Source organism: Paractinoplanes polyasparticus, assembly GCF_019710575.1.
GTDB lineage: Bacteria > Actinomycetota > Actinomycetes > Mycobacteriales > Micromonosporaceae > Actinoplanes > Actinoplanes polyasparticus.
Map to the genome: position 1 here is coordinate 1 of NZ_JAHWFK010000015.1, position 18841 is coordinate 18841.

Below are 18841 nucleotides of genomic sequence, written 5' to 3' on the forward strand. Positions count from 1 at the left end.
GTCACCGCCCGGCATTGGTCCGGTTGCGGGCCGTACGCGGTCATCGGGATGTTCGTCACCGCCCGGCATTGGTCCGGTTGCGGGCCGTACGCGGTCATCGGGATGTTCGTCACCGCCCGGCATTGGTCCGGCTGCGCGCCGCACGCGGTCGCCGGGATGTTCGCCACCATCCGGCACCGGACTGCCGGTCAGCCGTACGCGATCACCGGGGTTTACGCCGTCGGGTACCGGGTTGGTCGTGGGATGTGCGCGTTCGGGGTCGTTTACGCCCCCGCCAGGCATCGAGCCGGTCGTGGGACGTGCGCGTTCATGGTGGTCCAGGCTGCCGCCGGTCATCGGGTCGTTCGCTGGGCGTGCGCGTTCGTGGCGGTTTCCGTCGCTGCCGGGTGCCGGGTCGGCTGTTCGTCCGAGGGCGGTCGCCGACAAGGAAGCCGGCACGCCGAGCTGGGTGTGACCGCCCAGGATCGGGATTCCGTAGGCCTCGGCGGCGCGCTTGAGGCCACCGATGATCCGGGCGGCGTGGGCGGCGTCGCGGGCCCCGATCGCGTTGAGCAGGCCGACCGGCGTCGCGCCCATGGCCGCCAGGTCGTTCACGTTGACCAGCACGGCACACCAGCCCGCCCAGTCCGGGTCGCGCTCCACCATGGACGGCAGAATCGCGTCGCACGCCGCGATCAGATCGGTTCCCGGTACGGGGGCTCCGTCGTCCCCGACAAACCCGCCGCCGCCCGGGTTGAGCCCGTCCAGCAGTCCGCCCAGCGGATTCTTGGTCGCCGCGGCCAGGGCAGCGATCCGCCCGATCGGCCAGCGCATCAGGTGGTGCGGCTGCCCCGCGACGGTCAGGGACCGCACGGATTCCCAGCCGAGCCGTTCGAACATGCGCCGGAACCGGGCCTGCACGCTCGCGTCGAAACGCAGCGCACCGGCTTCCTCGGCCGCAGCACACGCGGCCCGCACGAGCGCGGGCCCGATCCCCTGAGCGCCGCGCACAGCCGGGTCGACGACCAACCGACCGCCCTGCCACCAGCCGATGTCCGGACCGTCCGTGGCCGGCCCCAACCGCACGCCACCGAGCAGCGCACCGCTCGGATCGCGCGCCTCCAGCACGATCGTGCGCGGATCGTCGTCCCGGTCGTCCAAATCGCTCGCCGCGAACAGTTTTTGTTCGTCGACGAACACCCGCCGCCGCAACCGGTAGTAGTCGGTGCGCGTTCGCGCAGGCTCGATCAGAAAGCGCGGCGATCCGAGCAGCGCGGGAACCAAATCCGTCATTCAGCACCTCCACCGGTCGATCGCAATCGCTCGGACGAACAGGATCCGCCGACCCACGCGCGATCGCTCCTCCACGCGCGATCGGTCAACCCCGTGCGATCGCTCAACCGCGTGCGCCCGGTCAACCGCCTGTCATCGCTCATCCGCGCGTGGTCGCTCATCCGCGCGTGGTCGCTCATCCGCGCGTGGTCGCTCATCCGCGCGTGCTCGCTCATCCGCGCGTGCTCGCTCATCCATGTGCGATCGGTAGTCCACGTGCGATCGGTCGTCCGCGCGTGATCGGTCAATTGCGTGCGAGCCTTCATCCACGTGCGAGCGCTCAACCAAGTTTGATCAATCAACCGCGCGTGATCGGTTAACTGCGTGCGATCGGTCAACCGTGCGGGCTTACTCATCCACGCCGGATCGGTCAGCCACGCGTGATCGCTCAGCCACGTGCGGTTGGTCGTCCGCGCGTGATCGGTCGACTGCCTGCGATCAGTCGACCGCGCGTGATCGGTCATCCGCGCGTGATCGGTCATCCGCGCGTGATCGGTCATCCGCGCGCGATCGGTCGTCCGCGTGCGAGCGTTCATCCACCTGCGATCGCTCATCCGCGCGTGATCGCTCATCCGCGCGTGATCGGTCAATTGCCTGCGAGCGTTCATCCACGGGCGAGCGCTCAACCACGTTTGATCGATCAACCGCGCGTGATCGGTTAACTGCGTGCGATCGGTCAACCGTGCGGGCTCACTCATCCACGCCGAATCGGTCAGGCAAGCGTGATCGGTCAATTGCGTGCGAGCGTTCATCCACGTGCGATCGGTCATCCGCGCGTGATCGGTTGTCCGCGTGTGATGGCTCATCCATGCGTGATCGGTCGTCCGCGGGCGATCGCTGTCTTGCGCGCAATCGCTCATCCACGTGAGGCCGGTTCCCCACAGGTGACCGCTTAGTTGTGTGGGGCCGGTCATCCGCCGGCCGCCTGGAGCACTCCGCAGGCGCCGCACGCGGCGCAGCCTGCCTTCTGGTCGCCGCCCAGCATTCCTGCTTCGCGCAGCAGTGCGGCTACGCGAGACGAGACGTCCCGTACCAATGAGGGCGGTGGGCCGGCGATGCCGTCGCGGCGGGCCAGCGTGCCGGTCATCGGGCGGAACGGGACGACGAACGGGTAGACGCCGCGCGCGATCAGTCTTCGGCAGCCCTCGACAAGCTCGTCGGGGTTCTCGCCGAGGCCGATCAGCAGGTAGGTCGAGACCTGATTGCGGCCGAACACCTCGACGGCGTGGTCCCAGGCGGCCTCGTAGTCGGCCATCGGCACCGAACCCTTGCCGGGCATCCACTTCAGACGGATCTCGTCGTCCAGTGCCTCGGCGTGGATGCCGATCGATACCGCGCCCGCGTCGTGCAGGTCGTTGATGGCGGTCAGGTCGCCGGGTGGCTCGATCTGCACCTGGATCGGCAGACCGGGCACAGCGTCCAGGACCGCGCGGACCGACCGCACCAGGTTGCGCGCGCCGCGGTCGGGGCCGGTCGTGGTGCCGGTGGTCATGACCATCTGGGTCACGCCGTCGAGTCGTACGGCCGCCTCGGCGACCTCAGCCAGTTGGGCCGGGGTCTTGGCGGCTACGGTCGCTCCCGCGCGCAGCGACTCCTCGATCGTGCAGAAACGGCAGCGCTGCTCCTCGGCGTACCGGATGCAGGTCTGCACCACGGTTGTTGCGAGCACGTCCTTGCCGTGCAGGCGCGCGATCTTCTCGTACGGGATGCCTTCGGCCGTCTGCAGGTCGTAGAACTTCGGGCGGTGCACGACCGACAGCGACAGGCCCGTGTCGGATTCGCCCAGCCAGAGCTTGTTGTCCCGTACCTCGTACGGGCTCTGGGGGTTGATCGGCAGTGCGGCGTTGCCCCCGTCGATCACCAGGTGGCCGTCGTCGCTGGGACCGGCCCCCGCCGGGCGGCGCACGGGTGTGGGCACCCGCACGCCGCGCACGGCGAGGTCGGCTCGAACGTCGATAGACACGAGGATCAGAGCTGGTAGGTCGAGTTGATGATCGCGCCCTTGCGGGCGTAGTGGATCAGCGCGTCCTGCACGTCGAGCGGGTGGGTCGGGATGACGCCCTCGATCAGGTCCTCCTCGCGGGCGCCGTGCAGCGAGAGGCCGAACCGGCAGCAGTAGACCTTGCCGCCCTCGGCCATGAACGTCTTGAGCGAATTGTTGATGTTGTGTTCGCCCGGGAACGCGCTCGTGCCGGTGGTCGGGAAGCCGCGGGTGGCCAGGCAGTTGAGCGAGCCCGGGCCGTAGAAGTAGATGGCCGCCTCGAAGCCTTTGCGCAGCGCTCGGGTGGCCTGCAGGACGGCGACGAAGCTGACCGACGACTCGTGCGCGATGCCGTGCACGAGCGTGAAGTAGCTCTGGCCCTCCTCGGCCTTGTAGTCGGGGAAGACCTTGGTGCCGCCGTAGATGCTGGAACCCTCGGCCAGGGCCGGGTGGGGGATCTCGTTGAGGCTCTTCTGCTCGAGGTCGGTCAGGTCGGTCACGGTGATCTCCTTCTGGGCGGAATCGACGAGCTGGGCGGAATCGACGAGCTGGGCGGAATCGACGAGCTGGGCGGAATCGACGAGCTGGGCGGAATCGACGAACTGGGCGGAATCGACGAACTGGGCGTACAAGGCGAACTAGGCGTACAAGTTGTTGAAGTTGGTCCGGAAGACGGCGTCGCTGAGCTCGCGCCCGGCCGCCGCTGCTTGGAGGCGGGCCAGTTCGCCCGCGTGGTCGCCCCAGGGCTCGTCGCTGGCGAACAGCACGCGGTCGGCGCCCAGGCCGCGATGGTCGATCTCCTGGGCCAGCCAGCGCGGGGCGAAACCGATCGCCCACGACAGGTCGGTGTAGACCTGCTTGCCGGCGGCGATCCAGTCGAAGAAGCGGCCGCCGATCAGCTTGATGTGGCCGCTCATCCCGCCGCCGAAGTGGACGAGGTGGATCTTCACGTCGTCGCCGTGACGGTCGACCAGCTGTCCGACCCGGTCGATGTCGGACGCGGCGCCGGGGGAGGTGTGCACGTGGACGACCAGGTCGTGCTCGCGGGCGGCGGCGAAGATCGGCTCGAGTCCGGGGTCGTCGATGCTGCCGCCGAGCAGGAAGCTGATCTTCAGGGCCCGGACGCCGGGCTCACCCGCGAGTTTCAGGGCCTTCGTCGTACGGGCCCGGTCGTCGGCCTTCGCGCTGACCCACAGGCCGCACCGGATCCGGTCGTCCCGGGCGGCGGCCTCGACCACCAGGTCGTTGAAGCCGAACGCGACGTCGGGATCGGGCACGCCGTAGTTCGGCAGGATCAGCGCGCGCTCGGTCTTCTCGCGGTCGAGATCCCGGATCAGTTCGTCGATCGTGCCCCGGGCGGTGACGTCCGGGCTGACCGGGGGCCCGCCGTAGAACGGGAACGCCGGCAGTACGCCGAGATGGCGGTGGGCGTCGTTGGTCATGCCGCCCACTCCAGGTCCGGGTAGGTCTCCGTCGGGGTGCCGGCCAGCCAGCTGACGTCCTCGGTCACGCGCCGGCGTCGCGCGCGGGCGATCTGACCGGCCAGGTGCTCGGCGTCGCGGGCCACCCCGGCGAACCGGCCCGAACCCCAGGTGTGCTGCCACGGCAGGCCCAGGAAGTACAGCCCGGGGCAACTGGTGACGCCGCGGTCGTGGGTCGGATAGCCGCGGCCGTCGAAGACCGGCACCTCGATCCACCGGTGGTCGCGGTGGAAACCGGTCGCCCAGACGACGCCGGCCACGTCGGCCAGATCGAGTGCGGGCGACGGCACGCCGGGCGTCCACACCGGCTCGTACCGCGTCTCCGCCGGCGCGTCGAGGCCCGCTCGTTCGACGTACGCGTCAATGGCGTCCTTGATGCCCTCGGCCACCGCGTCTGCGTTGTCCAGGTTGCGGGCCAGGTCGTCGCCGAACGTCGCCGTTGTGTCGTCGACGCTCAGCAAACGGCCGTGAAGCTGCATTCCTTGCTGAGCGAACAGGCGCAGGTCGATGTCGCGCCCGCCGTCCCGCCCGGTCATGTAGTGGTTGGCGCGCAGCCGCACCTCGTCGGCGTCGCCGAACTCGTGCACGCTCTTGTCGTAGTGACCCATCTCCTCGAGCCAGGCGAGGGTGTCCCGCCCGCGGTAGCGCCGGGCGGCCCGGGGCGCGCTGCCCACCGCCAGATGGACGCGCCGCCCGGCCAGATGCAGGTCCTCGGCGATCTGACAGCCGGACTGTCCGGTGCCGACGACCAGCACATCCCCGTCGGGCAACTGCTCCGGGTTCCGATACTGCGACGAATGCAGCTGCACCACACCGGACGGGAACTTCTCGGCCAGCCGCGGCATCGCCGGCCGGTGGTAGCCGCCGGTGGCGATCACCACTTGGTCCGCGGTGACCCGGCCGTCGCTCGTGAGCAGTTCAAAGGCGTTCCCCGTACGGCGGAGCCGGCTCACCCGGACGCCCTCGCGCAGCGGCGGATCGAAACTGGCCGCGTACTTCTCCAGGAAGGTGACCACCTCGGAGCCGGCCATGAACCCGTCCGGGTCGTCCCCGCTGTAGGCATAGCCGGGCAGCCGGCACTGCCAGTTCGGCGTGACCAGGCAGAACGAGTCCCACCGGCGGTCGCGCCACTCGTGCCCGATCCGGTCCCGCTCGAACACCACGTGGTCGGCGCCGCTCTGCCGCAGGTGCCAGCTCATGGCCAGACCGGCCTGCCCGCCGCCGATCACGGCGACGCTGACGTGCCCGTCGCTCACGGCTCGATCCCTTCGACGAGGACGTCACCGGCGGGCTGAGCGGCGGCCCGAGCCTCCACCGAGGCCAGGCTGCGGGCCGCGTTGCCGCACGGGAAGCCGTACGCCCGGCGCACCCGCTCGCTGGCCTCGGTCAGCGCGGCCCGGCTCGTCGCGACGAAGTCGCCGACCGCCATCCGTTGCCCCGCGGAGAAGAAGTCCTCGACCACCGTCGAGGGCGAGTAGATCCTCTGCGCTTCGCCGTCCGGCCAGCGCACCAACACATAGCGTTCCGGCATCGTGAACCCCTAACCGGCCCGTCCGCCCAGGTAGAGCGGCTGGTGATGGGTCACAGTCAAGGAATCGGGGGTTTCGCCGAGGTTTCCTCCGGAACAATCCGCCGTTAGAAACGCCTCACTTCGACCGCGGATGACGACGCTGTTTCGGGCGTGCTGCGCCCACTACATTGACCGGATGAAGGAAGCCTCCTCGTTCGGCACGGCGGCTTCGGCGTACGCCGAGCACCGCCCCGACTACGCGCAGGCCGCAGTCCGCTGGGCCCTCGACCCCGCACCCGGTCCGCGGGTGCTCGACCTCGGCGCCGGCACCGGGAAGCTCTCGGCCACCCTGATCACCCTGGGCGCCGAAGTGACCGCGGTCGAGCCCGACCCGGCCATGCTGAGCGAGCTGCGCCGCACCGTGCCCGCCGTCCAGGCCCGGTCCGGCAACGCCGAGGCCATCCCGCTGCCCGACGCGTCGGTCGACGCCGTGGTGGCCGGCAACGCGATGCACTGGTTCGACATGACGGTCGCCGGTCCCGAGATCGCCCGGGTGCTGACCCCTGGCGGCGTCCTGGCCGGCCTGTGGAACGTCCTGGACGACAGCGTCGATTGGGTCGCCGGCCTGGCCCGGGTCGCGGGCAGCGCCGTCATCGGCCCCCGCGACACCCCCGCGGCCTGGCGCGCCGCCACATCCGGCCTTCCCGGGCAACCGGCCGAGTTCCCCCACGTCCAGACCCGCACCGCCGACTCCCTGGTGGCCACGCTGGCGACCCGGGCCGGCCTGCTGGTCATGCCCGAGCGGGAACGGGAGGCCACGCTCGACCGCATCCGCGCCTACCTCGCCGCCCGCCCCGAAACCGCCGACGGCGAGTTCCCGCTGCCCATGCTGACCTGCGTCCGGCGCTCCCGCCCGGCCTAGGGTCTGTTTCGCAGCGGGGCCGGGGCTGCGGCGAGGCCCAGATCCCGCCTGGCGGCGCCCCGCGAAAACCCGGTTCCAACACCGGGAGCCGGGCTTCCGCGAGCCACCACCAGACGAAATCTGGACCGCGCCTCGCTCCCACCCCCACTACGAAACAGCTAGGTGCGGTCCGGTGTGACCAGTCCCGACTCGTAGGCGAAGATCACGAGCTGGGCCCGGTCGCGGGCGTGCAGTTTGGTCATGGCCCGGTTGAGGTGGGTCTTCGCGGTCACCGGGCTGATCACCATGCGGGCCGCTATCTCGGTGTTGGACAGGCCCCGCGCGGCCAGTGCCACTGCCTCGCGTTCGCGGTTGGTGAGGTTGCGCAGGGCGGCGCCGGGTTTGCGGGGTGGGTCGGCGACGTAGCGGTCGATCAGGCGGCGGGTGATCGAGGGGGCCAGCAGGGCGTCGCCGCGGGCGGCCACGCGGACGGCGTGCAGGAAGTCCTCCGGCTCGATGTCCTTGACCAGGAAGCCCGCGGCGCCGGCCCGGAGCGCGTGGAACACGTACTCGTCGAGACCGTAGTTCGTCAGGATCACCACGTGGACGCCGGCCAGGCTCTCGTCGGCGGCGATGCGCCGGGTCGCCTCGATGCCGTCGGTGACCGGCATCCGGATGTCGACCAGCGCGATGTCGGGGTGATGCTGCCGGGCCAGCGCCACTCCGTCGTCGCCGTTGCCGGCCTCGGCCACCACCTCGACGTCGGGCTCGGCGTCGAGCAGGGCCCGGAATCCGCTGCGGATCAGCGGCTGGTCGTCGACGAGCAGGACCCGGATCATGGCGTACGGTCCACCGGCAGCTCGGCGTGGACGGTGAACCCGCCCTCCGCGCGGGGCTCGGCGCGCAGCCGGCCACCGAGGGCGGTCACCCGCTCCCGCATGCCCAGCAGCCCGGTCCCCGGAACCGGCTTGTCGCCCGGAGCGGCCCGGCCGTCGTCGTCGACCTGAATGGACACGGCGCCCGGCCGGTAGCCGATCCGGACCGTCGCGGCGGCCGCCGCCGCGTGCCGGGTGACGTTGGTCAACGATTCCTGGACGATCCGGTACGCGGTGCGGTCCACCGCTTCCGGCAGATCGGGGCGGTGGCCGTCGACCGTCAGCGTCGCCTCGAGGCCGGTTGACCGCGCCTGCCGTACGAGGTCCGGAACGTCCCCGAGACCGCGCGGCACGGCACTGTCGTCGTCGCGCAACGCCTCCAGGGTCGCCCGCAGCTCGCGCGACGCCTCCCGCCCGGCCTCGCGGATGGCCGCCAGCGCCTCGGGCACCTGCTCGCCGCGCCGCTGGGCCAGGTGGACGGCCGCCTCGGCCTGCACCTTGATGACCGAGATCTGGTGGGTGAGCGAGTCGTGCAGTTCCCGCGCCAGGTGCAGTCGCTCCTCGCCGGCGCGGCGCAGGGCGATCTCCTCACGGGTGCGTTCGGCCTCGTCGGCCCGGCGCTCGGCCTGCCGCAACGCCTCGCCGGCCGCGCCTGCGGCGATCAGCCAGGCCAGCTCGAGAACACCGCGCGCCTGGTCGACTGCCGCACCGGCACCGTCCGAACCGGACAACACGGCCGCGAAGGGCAGGGCGACCAGCACCGCGACGCTGATGACCACCGTGGCGAGCCGCCGCCCGGCCCGTACGGCCGAATACACCGCGACCAGATAGGCGACCGCGAAGACCTCGAATCCGGCCGCCCGGTAGGCCACCGCGCACAACCCCGTGACCACAAGAACGGCGACGGGCCAATTGCGCCGTACGACCAGCGCCAGACCGCCCGCCGCCAGTAGCACCCAGCCGACCACGGCGGAACCCGGCCGCGACCCCGGCAAGCCGTCGAACAGCAGGATCGCCGCCACCCCGACGGCGACGGCCGCGTCCCGCAGGTCGATGCGCATCCCGCCCATGCGGGCACCATAACCGGACAACCGCCCGGTGCGAATCATCCGAGCGAAGCAGACGACTACTGCGCCGGCAGCAGCCCAAGTGTCCACAGCTGCACGACGCGCCCACCCGGTGCCGGCCGCCACCATCGGACCCATGACCGATTACTCCCTGACCAGCGGCCGCCTGTTCGCGACGGCCGCCGCGCTGATCGCGCTCGCCGCGGTCCTCCTCGGTTGGTACGCCTTGGTCCGCCCCGGCCCCCGAGGCCGTCCCCTCGCCGCCGTGATCGTGGGCGCGGCCGGCCTGCTGGCCGGCGGCTTTGTGATCGCCGTGGCCGACGGCGGCCCGGGCAGCGGAAGCGGCGTCGTCGGCGGCTACGTCGCCGTGGCGTTCGGGCTCATCGGCGGCGGGCTGGGCCGGCTGGCCCTCGGCCGCGCGGGCCGGACGACACGAACGCCACGCTGACCCGGCGCACCGACGGCCCGGCACCGCTTCCCGGGTCAGGTGTCCCGGTTCGGTCGGAGACGGTCGGCGTGGCGACGCTGATCGGCCAGGGCGACGCCCAGGAACCGCTCGATCACACCGAGCTGGGCCGGGGTGAATCCCGCCAGTTCGGTGTGCGCGTCGGCCACGATGGGAACCCAGATCTGTTCGCTGAGCCGTTCCGCCTGCTGAGTGCCTGCGGCGTCTCATGCTGGACTATCGTGCAGCCGTGGACCTGTCGAGCCCCGCTTCTCGCCGGGAGGCGCTCCGGATGGTGGACGTCGGCGACCCTCGTCCCCACCACGCGATGCTGCGGGAGATCTTCGACCTCGAGCGGGTTTGGCGCGAGGGTCCGGACAATGGCGAGAGCGACGAGTTCGAGCAGATCTACGTGACGGCGTTCCTGCTGTTTCTGATCGGTGACCCGGCGGACTCGTGCCGCCTGTACGACGCGAAATTCCGTACGGGTGACATGGACCTGGGTATCGGCTTCGACGCTCAGGCGATCTTCGGCGCCGGCCGGCACGAGACGTTGCGGTGGCTCTCGGAAAACGGGTACACCGAAGAGCACGCGGCTCTCTCCGAGTGGTTGTCGCATGCGGGAGCCGGGACGGTCGAGGATTGGGCTCGCGACGTGCGCGACTACTTCTACTCGCCGGACGGCGTCCTGCTGATGGACGAGCTCTGATCCGGCGCCGACGGCCGCCGACAGTGGTCAGACGCGGGTTCGATCGGTGCTGCGCGGGTCGTTGACCCGGTGAGCGGTGTAGATGTGACCGGCGCGGGCGGTTTCCCGCCAGGGCCGGGCCTTGTTCAGTGCGACGTCCAGCACGGGATCGCCCCGGTCGAGGTCGACGCAGATCACCTCGGAGCCGTCCGGCCGAGCCCGCTGCAGGACATACCCGTGCGGGCCGACCACAGCCGACGGCATGGCCGGCGCGCACGGGGTGGGCACCGCGATGCTGACCCAGAAGCCGTTCGTGGCGGCGTGGCCGCGGGCGATGACTTCGAAGATCGGATCTTCGGAGTAGGTGGAGAAGAGCACGCAGTCCACGCCGAGTGCTTGCTGCTCCATCCACAACTCGGGAAAGTTCACCTCGATGCAGAGCAGGCAGCCGAATCGGAAACCGTCCACCTCGAAGGCGCAGACGTGGTCGCCGGGTGTGTAGAAGCCGGTGATCTCGGAGTGCGATACCCACCGTTTGTCGTAGCGGTCGGCGAGCCGGCCACGATCGTCGATCACCCAGAGCGAGTTGTGGGGCCGATGCTCGCCGGACAACCGGTGATTGCCACCCACGACCACCCAGACGCCGAGCTCCGCGGCCAGGGCCATCGTGGCGTGCAATTCTTCGGTGACCGGCGCCCAGTCGATGCGCCAACCGGAGTAGTACGCCTTCGCGGGACCGACGTAGCCCGACAGTGCGCCCTCGCCGAAATGAACGAGGCGTGCTCCCTGCTCGGCGGCTCGGCGCAGGGCCGCACGGATCGCCGTACCGTTCACGCCGGGATCCGTAGTGACCTCAGTCTGCGCGACGGCAATCCGAATCTTCCCCGCTCGTGCCACCACAGCACCGTACCGAAAGCGTCGCGGCTGACGCCTGCTCAGCGAAGCGGCAGGCAAGGACCGAAACGAATCGCGCCCGGCCGCGTGGCTCATGCTCGCCCGCGCTAGGGCGGGCGGAACCGCGCACCCCGACAGTGCCGAAGGTGATCGACCCTGACGCGGGTGCGTCGCCGCGCGCACCAATGCCTGTTCGTTCGACGACACACCCGCTTACCTCGACGGGGCCGCCCGGGCCGGCATCGCCACGATCTACTACCGCGACAACAATCAACTCCTCGCCGAGCTGGCTGTGCGGGGTGTGCTCCCGCCCCGGGTGGGGTAGCGGATGACGGCGGATGCTGGCCGGTGGAGGGTGAGACAGTGATCTGCGTCGCTGGGGGTGGGGCGTGATCTTGGTCGCAATGTGGGTGTTTTCTGGGTATTGATGGCGAGCCGTCGGGCGAGCGCACCTAATCGGGGGATCCTGCTCGGGCTTTTGTCGGTCGAGACTGCTCCCCTATGACTGGGGAGGGGTGGGCGACAGCGGGCGTCACGCGGCTGGGCATCAGTGTCGGCAGCGTCAACACGGTCGCCATCCTGGATGAGCCGGGCCGAGGGGCGCGGCCGCTGTTGTTCGACGGGTCGCCTCTGCTGCCCTCGGCGGCGCTGGGCTCGGACGGGCTGGTTGCCGTCTTCGACGGCGTTGCGGCCGAAATGCGCCGGATGGGTGGGATCTCGGCCGTTGAGACTGTGGTCAGCTGTCCGTTGGGCTGGGACCCGGCTGAGCGGGACGCGCTCGCGTCGGCGGCGATGCTGGCGGGGCTGGGCCGCGTCGACGTTGTCGAGGAGCCGTTGGCCGCAGCCTCGTTGGTGACGGACACCGACTGCGTGCTGGTTGTCGACGTGGGCGCGGTCACGGCGGACGTGACCCTGGTGCGGCGGACTGCGGGCGGGCTCGCGGTGGCGGCGGCCGAGACGCTGGCCGACGCGGCGGGGGACGCGCTCGATGCGGGCCTCACCGAGCTGATCCGGTCGTGGGTGGCCGCGTCGGGCGGGCTGCCGGCCTGGGAGCGGCTGGACCGGGCGGAGACTCCGGACGACGAGGACGCGAGCAGCAAGCTCATGCTGCAGATCGTCGGCGCCAAGGAGGCGTTGTCGCGGCAGCCGAGCGCCGCGTTGCTCGTGCCGCTGGCCGAGGTGGGCGTCACCGTGCCGCGCGTGCAGTTCGAGGCGGTGGCCACGCGGGTGCTCGAACCGGTGGTGCGTACGGTCGGGGCCGCGCTCGCCGGGGCAGCGGAGCCGGTTACCGTACTGCTGATCGGCGGCACCAGCCGCGTTCCGGTGTTCACTCAGCTCGTCGCCGCCGTAGCCGGGCCGTACGCCGTCATTCCGCCCGTGCCTGATCCGGAGCTCGTGATCGCGCAGGGTTGCGCGGCCTGGCCCGGTCGGGCCGCACCGGAGTTCAGCGCCGGGCCGAGTCTCGAACCGGGACGCGGCGACGGCGGCGTCGCCCATCGCGAGCCGGACTGGGCCGGGCGGCACAGCGCGCCGATGCCGCAGATCGAGCCGGCCGTCGGCAGCAGCGGCCGGCACACCCGGCCCGACGAGGGATCGCCGAGTGGCGGGCCGAACACGAGCGTCGGCCGACGCCGCCGTGACGAGTTGGAGGACTCCGGCGTCTTCCGGCCGGGCGCCGGGGTGGGGCGCCGTCGTGCGGAGCCTGACGACCTGGACGATTCCGGCGTGTCCCGGTCGGGTGCCGTGGGCGGCCGCCGTCGTGCGGAGCCGGCGGGCATTGAGGATTCCGGCGTGTTCCGCCCGGGAACCGGGGGTGGACGCCGCAGGGCTGATGGCCTGGAAGACTCCGGTGTGTTCCGCTCGGGGGCCGTCAACGGGCATCGCGGTGCTGAGCCGGCGCGGGTCGACGATTCTGGTGTGTTCCGCTCGGGGGCCGTGGGTGGGCATCGCGGTCCTGAGCCGGTGCGGGTGGAAGACTCCGGTGTATTCCGGTCGGCGGCGGCCGGCGGGCATCGCGGCGCGGAGCCGGAGAGGGTCGAAGACTCCGGCGTTTTCCGGTCTGGGGCGGTGGGTGGCTACCGCAGTGCCGGCCCGGAGGCGGCTGGTGAATATCAGCCTGAGCCCGCTGGCCGGCCGCGCAACGCTGAGCCCGCGAACGATCTGGAACTCTCCGGCGGGTTCCGGGCGTTCTCGCGGCCCGTCTCCCGGCGTGCCGAGAACCGGACCGGGCCGGTGGGGGAGACCGGCGAAGCTGTTCCCGAGGAGGAGAACCGGCTGATGGTGGCCGGGTTGGGACTCCTGTTGGCGGGCTTGGCGTGGTTCCCCGTGCTCGTCGTGGCCGGCGGGGTCGGGCTCGCCCGGTTCGTGCCGGGAGTGGTCGCCGCGCTGGTCGGCCTCGTGCTGCTCATCGCCGGGTCGGGCCGTTCGAAACGCTGAGCGTGGTTCGGCCCGTCACGGTGGTTGCCTACCACCGTGACGGGCGAACGACCCTAGGGGAGCAGGGGCTGGAACCGCTGGGGCGCCGACCTGTTCGCGGAGGGGGCTGTCGACACCGACGGCGTCGTGGCGGACGGAGCCGGGAGCCGGCCGACGAGCGGCAGCTGCAGCGAACTGCCACGCAGGTCGAGGCGGATCGTGGCCCCGGTGGACTGCGGCGTCGAGTACTCGTTGTCGCTGGCCTGGAGGATCAGGCCCAGCACGTGACCGGCGGCGATGCGCTGGTCGGTGGCCTGCATCGGGACGGTCACCGTGTACCAGCGGCCGGGCTGCAGCGGCGTGACGAAGCGCAGCGAGACGCGGTGGGCGGCGTCCTGCCAGCCGCGGGCGAGGATGGCGTGGTCGCTGGTGACCACGTTCTCGGCCGTGTCGCGGTAGCAGGCGTCGTCGGCCGTGGTCGAGGCGCCCCAGCACGACTCGGTGGTCAGCGTGGTGATGCCCTCGCCCCGGGCCTGGTAGTTGACCCTCGTCGCGGTGCCGTAGTCGACGAGCCGGGCGGTCAGTTCGGTGGTCGGTCGATCGACCTGCACGCGCAGCGACACGGACGGGGTGCCGGAGATCCGTACGCCCTGAGCCAGCGGCCCGGACAGGAAGGCCACCCGGCCGGGAACGGCGCCGGCCGGATTCGCGACGGCGGCCGCCTCGCTGAGATCGGGGGCGTCGGTCCACGTACGGAAACCGCTGCCCGGCCGGCCACCCAGCGTGCCCGTCGTCCCGTTGCCGTTGCCGAGCGCCACCTTCGTCGTTCGCGCGGCCGCGGCGGGCCAGGTCCGCTCGTTCACCCACGTGCCCGGCGCCGTTTCGATGGTCGCCTGCGGTTCCCGCTCGATGCCGTTGCGCAGGCCCTGGAGCCAGCGGTCGAACCACTTGTGCAGCGTCTCCACCCACTCGGCGCGGCGGATGTCGAACGGGTCGACGTGGCCCTGCTGGGGCAGCCAGATCTTCTTGGGGACGTTCAGCCTGTCCCACCATTCGGCGAACTGGGTGGTCGTCACGTTGGTGTCGTTGAGCCCGTGGGCGACCAGCACGCTGGCGTGGACCTTGTGGGCGTCCCGGCGGAAATCGCGTTCGGCCCAGTAGCCGTTGTAGTTGCCGGTGGCGTCGTCGCTGCCCTCGTCGAGCTCCTTCAGCGTCGCGGCGCACACGCCCTCGGGGCGCCCGTTGACCACCTCGTGCAGGTATCCGGGGTAGTCCTCGGCACGCAGCACACCGTTGTAGCGCTGGTAGTCGTACCAGCTGGAGATGGCCGAGATCGGCACGATCGTCTCCAGACCCTCGACGCCGGTCGCTGCCACCCCGTTGGCCACCGAGCCGTCCCACGACTTGCCGATCATCCCGGTTCGGCCGTTGGTCCAGCCGGTGGCGACGGCGGGGGTTCCGTCCGCGTACGTGGCCCGGCCGCGCCCGTTCAACCAGTCGACGACGGCCTTGGCGCTCAGCACCTCCTCGCGCCCGCCGACGTCCATGCAACCGGTGGAGCGGCCCGTGCCGGCCAGGTCGGCCGCGACGAACGCGTACCCGCGGGGCACGAAGAAGTTGTCGTAGAACAGCGGCTGCTTGGTGATCGTGCCGTTGGCGTCGTACTCCTTGAGCTCGCTCTCGTTGCCGCGACCGCAGCACGAGTAGTACGGCGACGCCTCGAGGACGACCGGCACCTTGATCCGCCGGTCGGCCGCCTCCCGGGGCCGCACGATGTCGACCGCGACCCGGTCGGGCACGCCGTCGAGGTCGTTGTCCAGAGTGGTCTGCACCCAGACGCTTTCCCGCACGGCGTTCTCGTAGGAATAGACCGGCACTGTCTCCCCGGCCCGGATGTGTGGTGTCCCGGCGGCCGCGGCCGGCGTCACCGCGATGGTCAGTGTGGCCCCGACCCCCGCGGCGACGGCGACGGCAAGCGCGCGCATTCGTAGCCCTGACATCGACGCATCGTATTACGTCGATGGCGAGAACCGCGCCACGAGCCCCGGGTCGAAGAACACTGTGACGGCGGCGATGCCGTCGAGCCGGCAGTCGAGCACAGCCACCCCCATCGGCTCGCCCTTGAGATGCACCACGGCCGCCGGCTGCCCGTTCACGACGACCGGTTCCATCCGCCAGTCGCCGGGTTCGCCGACCGCGCCGGCGAAGACGGGCAGGCAGTTCTCGACGCCGTCGAACCACTCGCGGCCCGGGACCAGCTCGAGCCGGGCGTCCCGGCGCAGCATCGCCGTCAGCCCGGTGATGTCGGCCGTACGAAAGGCAGTCATGTACGCGTCGAGCTGGCGCCGGGCGGCCGGGCTGGTCGGCTCGGCCACGTCGTCGGGACGGTGGGCGGCGTCGCCGAGCCGGGCCCGGGCCCGTTGCAGGGCGCTCTTCACCGCGGCCGGGGTGAGGCCGAGCATCTGCCCGACCTCGGCCGCCGGGAACGCCAGCACGTCCCGCAGCAGCAGGACCGCGCGCTGGCCGGGCGTCAGCGTCTGCAGCCCGGCGATCAGCGCCAGCCGCAGGTCGTCCCGGTCGTCGGCGTAGGGCTGGATCCACAACTCGTCGTCCTCGACGTTCGACGGCAGGGCACGCCGGCCGCGACCCTCCAGCGCCGTCAGCGTGACGTTCGTGGCGATCCGGTAGAGCCACGTCCGTACGGAGGAACGGTGCTGGAACTGCTCCCAGGACCGCCAGGCCCGCAGGTACGTCTCCTGGACGGCGTCCTCGGCCTCGTCCCACGAGCCCAGCATCCGGTAGCAGTGCGCGGCCAGCCCCCGCCGCAGTCCGCCGGTCTCCGCCTCGAAGCTCGGTGCGGTCATCAGGCCATTGTGCGGCTCAGCCACGATCCCGCCTTCGCGATGGCGCCGGTGGCGACCGCCGAGTTCCCGGCGGCCATCTGAAAGGTGTGCAGCTGCCCCGGGAACACGTCCAGTTCGACCGCCGCCGACTTCGAGGCCAGCAACCGCGCGTCGTCGAGCAACGCCTCGTCCCCGCCCACCTGCACGTACGTCGGAGGCAGCCCGCCGAGGTCGAGCTCGGCCGGCTCGGCACCCGCCAGGTAGGCCTTGGCGAGCCCGCGCACCAGCTCCGGCGTGAAGAACGGGTCGCTCCCGCTGTCGTAGCCCGCCCCTTCCGCCGCGAGGTCGACCCACGGCGAAAAGAGCACGAGCGCTTCCGGTACGGCTTCCCGCCCTGCCACCTCGAGGGCCAGAGTTCCGCCGCACGAGTCCCCGGCCAGCGCCACCCGCCGGCCCGCCAACCGCCGGTAGATCGCGGCGACCTGCTCGATCTGCGCCGGACAGACATGGTCGGGCACGAGCCCGTAGTCCACCACGAGCGTCGTCAGTCCCGAGGCCAGTGCCAGGTGCCCGAACATCCGCCGGTGCGTGGCGATCGACCCGCTCACGAACCCGCCACCGTGAATGGCCAGCACCACACGGTCGTCCCCGGCCCCGGGTGGCCGCAGCCACAGTCCGTCGTCGCCGGCTTCCTCCCGCAGACCCACCGGCTCGGCGGTCAGCGACTCCCAGGCCCGGCTGTCGTCGCCCGCGGCCCGCTCCTCCCAGAGCAGCCGATTGAGATCAGTTGTCGTCGTCATACCGATACAGACCGCACCGGCCCGCCAAAGGAATCGGCCTCCGAGGCCTTGATGACGTAGTAGGCGGCAACGATCCCGAAGCTGGGCGCGCGCGACCGCGCCCAGTTCGTCGTCGCCTACCGCACCGGGCTCGTCAGGCCGGAGGGCAGCCGGCGCCGGGCGGGGGCACCACCAGGTCGATCAGGTAGCGGTCGACGGCCGCGGTGGTGCACGGCGTGGTGCCGTACGCGCCGTGGCCCGAGCCCTCGTAGGTGACCAGCCGCCCGTGCCGGCCGAGCTGGCGGGCCACGTCGGTCGCCCACGCGTAGCCGGTGCGGACGTCGTGCCGCGAGTTGAGCAGCAGCAACGGGCGTTCGGTGGTCACGTGCAGGCGAGACGGCGGGTTGGCGACCGGCGACGGCCAGCCGAGGCAGGCTCGCACGGCCAGCAGCCCGCCGCCGTACCGCACATCGGGCGCCACGGCCCGGGCGGCGCGCACCAGCCCGGCGTACGCGGGGAAATCGCGGACCTCGGCCGGCCAGTCGGCGCAGAAGACGGAGGAGACCAGCGGCGGGAGTTTGATCGTCGGCACCTTGCCGTCGCGCAGGTCGGCGATGTCGCGCGACAGGCCGGCGCGGTCGGGGGAGGCCAGCCGGGCGATCGGCAGGGTCGAGATGTCGAACGCCGTGACGCCCTGGTACTCGCCGCGGTCGGCCCGGTCGAGCACCTCCCGCCACTCCGCCCGCACGTCGGAGCCGCGCAGCGCGCACTCCACCCGGGTGGGGGAGCACCAGGTCACGAACTCGTCGAAAGCGTCCTGCGCCGCCAACGCCTGGGTCCGGACGAACGCGCGTACGCCGAGGCTGTGGTTGAAGACGCTCTCGAGCACGATCGCCCGCACCCGGTCCGGGTAGCGCTCGGCGTACTGCTGGCCGAGCAACGTGCCGTAGGAGCTGCCGTGGAACGTGAGCCGCCGTTCCCCGAGGGCCGATCGCAGCGCGTCGAGGTCGCGGACGGCGCTGAGCGTGTCGGCGTGGTTCCACACCGGGCTGGTCGCCCGGCAGGCCGTCCACGCGGCTCGGTTGCCGTCGACCGCTTGGTCGAAATCGGCCTGGCTGGTGAGCAATCCGGGCGGTGCGACGGCGAGCGAGCACGACGGGCCGCCGCTGCGGGCGACCCCGCGCGGGTCGAAGCTGACCGTGTCGAACTTGTCGAGAATCTCGGGGCTGAACCGGTTGCCGCGGCGGATGCGCTCGACGCCGGAGTCACCCGGCCCGCCCGGGCCGAACACCAGCGTCCCGACCCGCTGATCCTGCTTGAGCGCGGGCCGCCACGCGATCGACAGCTCGAACGTCGCTCCGTGCGGCCGCGCCCAGTCGACCGGTAATCGCAGCTTGCCGCAGCGCACGACGTCGTCGACGGGCAGTTTGGGGATGTCGTCGGCGCACTGCGTCCAGACGATGCGCGGTTGGGGTCGGTCGGCGCCCGAGGCCGGCGGCGTGGCGGCCAGCGCCAGGCCGGTCACGATGGCGGTCACGGACGCGACGATGCTGCGGCGACGGATCATGCCGTCCATCCTCGACAGTGCGCGCACCGAGACAACATCAGGTGATGCCCTGAGGCCACCCTGGTCTTGCGGCGGGCTGGCACT

Annotated in this window: 19 protein-coding genes; 4 read left to right on the top strand and 15 right to left on the bottom strand. The window is 71.4% G+C overall.

All coding sequences use genetic code 11. The features are described 5' to 3' along the window. The 7 genes from KXC43_RS17535 to KXC43_RS17565 form a co-directional block, all read right to left on the bottom strand. Window positions 1-1272 (bottom strand): MSMEG_0567/Sll0786 family nitrogen starvation N-acetyltransferase (locus tag KXC43_RS17535; RefSeq protein ID WP_221377144.1); only part of this gene is annotated, 1272 nt, incomplete at its 3' end. Beyond that, window positions 1269-2081 carry a hypothetical protein gene (locus tag KXC43_RS17540; RefSeq protein WP_221377145.1) on the bottom strand — a complete coding sequence of 271 codons (813 nt, stop codon included), beginning with the start codon at window positions 2079-2081 and terminating at the stop codon, window positions 1269-1271. The genes KXC43_RS17535 and KXC43_RS17540, both read right to left, overlap by 4 nt. A gap of 140 nt (window positions 2082-2221) precedes the next feature. Continuing rightward, window positions 2222-3274, bottom strand: coding sequence for an MSMEG_0568 family radical SAM protein (locus KXC43_RS17545; protein WP_221377146.1), 1053 nt, complete (start codon window positions 3272-3274; stop codon window positions 2222-2224). A gap of 5 nt (window positions 3275-3279) precedes the next feature. Beyond that, window positions 3280-3924, bottom strand: a complete 645-nt coding sequence (locus KXC43_RS17550) for an MSMEG_0572/Sll0783 family nitrogen starvation response protein (RefSeq protein WP_255644273.1) — start codon at window positions 3922-3924, stop codon at window positions 3280-3282. A gap of 6 nt (window positions 3925-3930) precedes the next feature. Next, window positions 3931-4734 carry an amidohydrolase family protein gene (locus KXC43_RS17555; RefSeq protein ID WP_221377147.1) on the bottom strand — a complete coding sequence of 268 codons (804 nt, stop codon included), beginning with the start codon at window positions 4732-4734 and terminating at the stop codon, window positions 3931-3933. After that, window positions 4731-6029, bottom strand: a complete 1299-nt coding sequence (locus tag KXC43_RS17560; RefSeq protein ID WP_308129128.1) for an MSMEG_0569 family flavin-dependent oxidoreductase — start codon at window positions 6027-6029, stop codon at window positions 4731-4733. Before KXC43_RS17560 ends, KXC43_RS17555 begins: the two co-directional genes overlap by 4 nt. Continuing rightward, window positions 6026-6304 (bottom strand): MSMEG_0570 family nitrogen starvation response protein, encoded by a 279-nt coding sequence (locus KXC43_RS17565; RefSeq protein WP_221377148.1) that lies wholly within the window; start codon window positions 6302-6304, stop codon window positions 6026-6028. Before KXC43_RS17565 ends, KXC43_RS17560 begins: the two co-directional genes overlap by 4 nt. A gap of 175 nt (window positions 6305-6479) precedes the next feature. Here KXC43_RS17565 and KXC43_RS17570 point away from each other — a divergent pair, with 175 nt between their 5' ends. Then, window positions 6480-7205, top strand: a complete 726-nt coding sequence (locus KXC43_RS17570; protein ID WP_221377149.1) for a class I SAM-dependent methyltransferase — start codon at window positions 6480-6482, stop codon at window positions 7203-7205. A 158-nt stretch (window positions 7206-7363) separates the two neighbouring features. On the opposite strand, the gene KXC43_RS17575 is transcribed toward KXC43_RS17570, so the two are convergent. Both KXC43_RS17575 and KXC43_RS17580 read right to left on the bottom strand, forming a co-directional pair. After that, window positions 7364-8023 (bottom strand): response regulator, encoded by a 660-nt coding sequence (locus tag KXC43_RS17575; protein ID WP_221377150.1) that lies wholly within the window; start codon window positions 8021-8023, stop codon window positions 7364-7366. Next, on the bottom strand, window positions 8020-9129 hold the full coding sequence (locus KXC43_RS17580; RefSeq protein ID WP_255644274.1) for a sensor histidine kinase: 1110 nt from the start codon (window positions 9127-9129) through the stop codon (window positions 8020-8022). Before KXC43_RS17580 ends, KXC43_RS17575 begins: the two co-directional genes overlap by 4 nt. Before the next feature lie 133 nt (window positions 9130-9262). Between KXC43_RS17580 and KXC43_RS17585 the strand changes: the two genes are divergently transcribed. Further along, window positions 9263-9574 (top strand): DUF6223 family protein, encoded by a 312-nt coding sequence (locus KXC43_RS17585; protein ID WP_221377151.1) that lies wholly within the window; start codon window positions 9263-9265, stop codon window positions 9572-9574. A 35-nt stretch (window positions 9575-9609) separates the two neighbouring features. Here KXC43_RS17585 and KXC43_RS50915 read toward each other — a convergent pair whose 3' ends face one another. Continuing rightward, window positions 9610-9741 carry a hypothetical protein gene (locus KXC43_RS50915; RefSeq protein ID WP_255644275.1) on the bottom strand — a complete coding sequence of 44 codons (132 nt, stop codon included), beginning with the start codon at window positions 9739-9741 and terminating at the stop codon, window positions 9610-9612. 80 nt (window positions 9742-9821) lie between these two features. On the opposite strand from KXC43_RS50915, the gene KXC43_RS17590 reads away from it, so the two are divergent. Continuing rightward, window positions 9822-10280: a hypothetical protein gene (locus tag KXC43_RS17590; protein WP_308129129.1), complete on the top strand. Its 459-nt coding sequence runs from the start codon at window positions 9822-9824 to the stop codon at window positions 10278-10280. A gap of 27 nt (window positions 10281-10307) precedes the next feature. Here KXC43_RS17590 and KXC43_RS17595 read toward each other — a convergent pair whose 3' ends face one another. Continuing rightward, window positions 10308-11249 carry a carbon-nitrogen hydrolase family protein gene (locus KXC43_RS17595; RefSeq protein ID WP_255644276.1) on the bottom strand — a complete coding sequence of 314 codons (942 nt, stop codon included), beginning with the start codon at window positions 11247-11249 and terminating at the stop codon, window positions 10308-10310. 405 nt (window positions 11250-11654) lie between these two features. Between KXC43_RS17595 and KXC43_RS17600 the strand changes: the two genes are divergently transcribed. Continuing rightward, complete coding sequence (locus KXC43_RS17600; protein WP_221377153.1) at window positions 11655-13589, top strand: Hsp70 family protein; 1935 nt, start codon at window positions 11655-11657, stop codon at window positions 13587-13589. A 53-nt stretch (window positions 13590-13642) separates the two neighbouring features. Here KXC43_RS17600 and KXC43_RS17605 read toward each other — a convergent pair whose 3' ends face one another. The 4 genes from KXC43_RS17605 to KXC43_RS17620 all read right to left on the bottom strand — a co-directional run bounded on the left by KXC43_RS17605 (window position 13643) and on the right by KXC43_RS17620 (window position 18757). After that, a complete protein-coding gene (locus tag KXC43_RS17605) occupies window positions 13643-15568 on the bottom strand; it encodes a Xaa-Pro dipeptidyl-peptidase (protein WP_255644277.1) in 1926 nt (641 codons plus the stop codon). A gap of 12 nt (window positions 15569-15580) precedes the next feature. Continuing rightward, window positions 15581-16432 (bottom strand): RNA polymerase subunit sigma-70, encoded by an 852-nt coding sequence (locus KXC43_RS17610; protein WP_221377154.1) that lies wholly within the window; start codon window positions 16430-16432, stop codon window positions 15581-15583. Further along, window positions 16432-17211 carry an alpha/beta hydrolase gene (locus KXC43_RS17615; RefSeq protein WP_221377155.1) on the bottom strand — a complete coding sequence of 260 codons (780 nt, stop codon included), beginning with the start codon at window positions 17209-17211 and terminating at the stop codon, window positions 16432-16434. Before KXC43_RS17615 ends, KXC43_RS17610 begins: the two co-directional genes overlap by 1 nt. A 133-nt stretch (window positions 17212-17344) precedes the next feature. Continuing rightward, window positions 17345-18757 carry an alpha/beta hydrolase gene (locus tag KXC43_RS17620; RefSeq protein WP_221377156.1) on the bottom strand — a complete coding sequence of 471 codons (1413 nt, stop codon included), beginning with the start codon at window positions 18755-18757 and terminating at the stop codon, window positions 17345-17347. Window positions 18758-18841 lie beyond the last annotated feature (84 nt).